The organism is Polynucleobacter sp. 39-46-10, assembly GCF_002282275.1.
This window is the reverse complement of the sequence record NZ_NCJB01000370.1, coordinates 1-2087: the sequence shown is the minus strand read 5'-3', so window position 1 is coordinate 2087 and position 2087 is coordinate 1. Positions and strand designations below refer to the sequence as shown.

The 2087-nt window shown below is 45.1% G+C and carries 3 protein-coding genes; all 3 read left to right on the top strand.

Annotated features, from left to right (window positions below):
- Nucleotides 1–1525: DNA internalization-related competence protein ComEC/Rec2 (locus B7X71_RS15740; RefSeq protein WP_293601425.1), on the top strand; the 1525-nt coding region annotated here is incomplete at its 5' end.
- A 53-nt stretch (nucleotides 1526–1578) separates the two neighbouring features.
- The gene (locus B7X71_RS15735) at nucleotides 1579–1773 is read left to right on the top strand and encodes a type II toxin-antitoxin system HicA family toxin (RefSeq protein WP_215301323.1); all 195 of its coding nucleotides are present in this window, start codon (nucleotides 1579–1581) and stop codon (nucleotides 1771–1773) included.
- The coding region (locus tag B7X71_RS15730) for a type II toxin-antitoxin system HicB family antitoxin (protein ID WP_293601421.1) at nucleotides 1770–2087 on the top strand (318 nt) is incomplete at its 3' end. The genes B7X71_RS15735 and B7X71_RS15730, both read left to right, overlap by 4 nt.

Genomic DNA, 2087 nt, shown 5'->3' with positions numbered 1-2087 from the left:
GATGTATATGGTGGGAGTGGTCGCATTTGCTCTATGGTCAGGCAGAAACCCCCGATCATTTGATATCTGGTGGTGGGCTCTCTTTGTTGTTTTACTGATTGATCCAATGGCGCCCTATACACCGGGATTCTGGCTCTCATTTGGGGCGGTAGCGGCAATTTTGTTCGCCATGCAGGATTCAGATGGTTTATTGGGGCTACCCACTGGCAGAGAGTTGGAGCTTGGTTGGCTATATAGATTGTCTCAAGCACTTAAAGAGGCTTGTCGTGTACAGGCCGTTGTTACTATCGCACTTTTGCCATTAACTCTATATTGGTTTTATCAAGTCTCGATAGTTTCACCATTGGCAAATGCAATTGCTATTCCTGTGGTGAGTTATGTCGTGACGCCTCTGGCGATTGCTGGTGCCTTATTGCCTGACTTCATAGGTAAGTGGCTCTTAATATCGGCCCATGCCACGATGGATTACCTAGCTATCCTGCTGGCTTGGATGGCTAATTGGAGATGGGGAGTAGTCTGGTCCAGTCAGCCGGCTTGGTGGGCAATAGTATTTTCAACTGTCGGCATCATCATGACGATTCGCCCTGGATCTATTCGAGAGAGTTGGTTTTCTAGAGTCGTCGGGCTCGCACTCACTACGAGTTTATTTATCCACCCAAGTCAAAATACTAATTTGTCTCTAGGTGAGTTTCGCGCAACTGTACTCGATATTGGTCAAGGTACGGCAGTCCTCATTGAAACTAGAACAAAGCGATTGCTATATGACACTGGACCCATTCAAGGAAAAGATAATGCAGGCCAAAGAATCATCCTGCCGTATCTGAGAGGGAGGGGGATTAATCATATTGATCGTATGGTGATTAGTCATAGTGATAGCGATCACATTGGAGGAGCCGCAACTCTTCTAAAAGAAATACGGTTTGACTCGATGATGGGATCCTTGCCGAGCACCAACCCATTGCTCGCAAATTTAGAGGGCAGAAAGATTCCTGCGATTCCCTGTCGCTTCGGCCAGCAATGGTCATGGGATGGGGTGGAGTTTCATATTTGGCATCCGTATGCGGATACAGTTTTTGAAGATCAATACCCTAGGAAGCCTAATGAAGTTAGTTGTGTTCTGGAGGTTCGTAATACAAGCACTTCGTTCTGGTTAACGGGTGATGTGGAGAAGCAGGGTGAAGCCGATATCACTGAGCGCTTAACCCAAGAAGCACTCAATGACTTACAAGACAAGGCGCTGATATTCATGGCTCCACATCATGGCAGCAAGACATCATCGTCTCAAGGGCTCTTAACCGTACTAAATCCTGATCAAGCATTTGCACAGAACGGCTATCGAAATCGTTATGGGCACCCACATCCAACGGTCACCGCCCGATATCAAAGTATGAATATTCCTTTCTATCAATCACCAAGCACTGGTGCGCAGGTTTGGGAATTTCCAGCTAAATCGGAGTTAAACCAGAGTGAGCCGATATTTTGGCGCCAGCATAGTCAGCGCCTATGGCATCGAAAAGGAGAGTAGATCAATATAAGCATATGTGATGTGTATGGTGTGTATAATTTAAAAGGAGATCGATGCACAGTAAAAAACTAATTGAGCTATTGACGAGTGACGGGTGGGTACTCAGTAGGATGAGGGGTTCGCATCATATCTTCATTCACAGAACAAAGGATGGGCATATTTGCATTCCTCATCCTAAAAAGGATTTGGGTCTTGGTTTAGTGGAAAAAATATTAAAACAGGCAGATATCAAGAGGGGTAATAAATGAAATATCCGATTGCAATTGAGCCGGGATCTAGCAAGGAAGCCTGGGGTGTCGTTGTGCCAGATTTGGCAGGCTGTTTCTCAGCTGGAGATAGAGATATTGATGAGGCTATAGAAAACGCAAAAGAGGCTATAGAGATTTGGATTGAGCTTGCTTTAGAGCGTAATCAAGAAATACCAAAACCAAGCTCACTGAGGGAATTGCAAAAGCGGAAAGAATTTAAAGGGTGGGTTTGGGCAATTGTAGAGATTGATCCAGCATTGCTTTCTGATGAAATAGAGCGAATAAATATCACCCTTCCAAAAAGGGTATTGGCT

Bases quoted from the DNA above. Each gene is read 5' to 3' on its own strand.
- B7X71_RS15735 (WP_215301323.1), top strand. From the start codon at position 1,579: ATGCACAGTAAAAAACTAATTGAGCTATTGACGAGTGACGGGTGGGTA.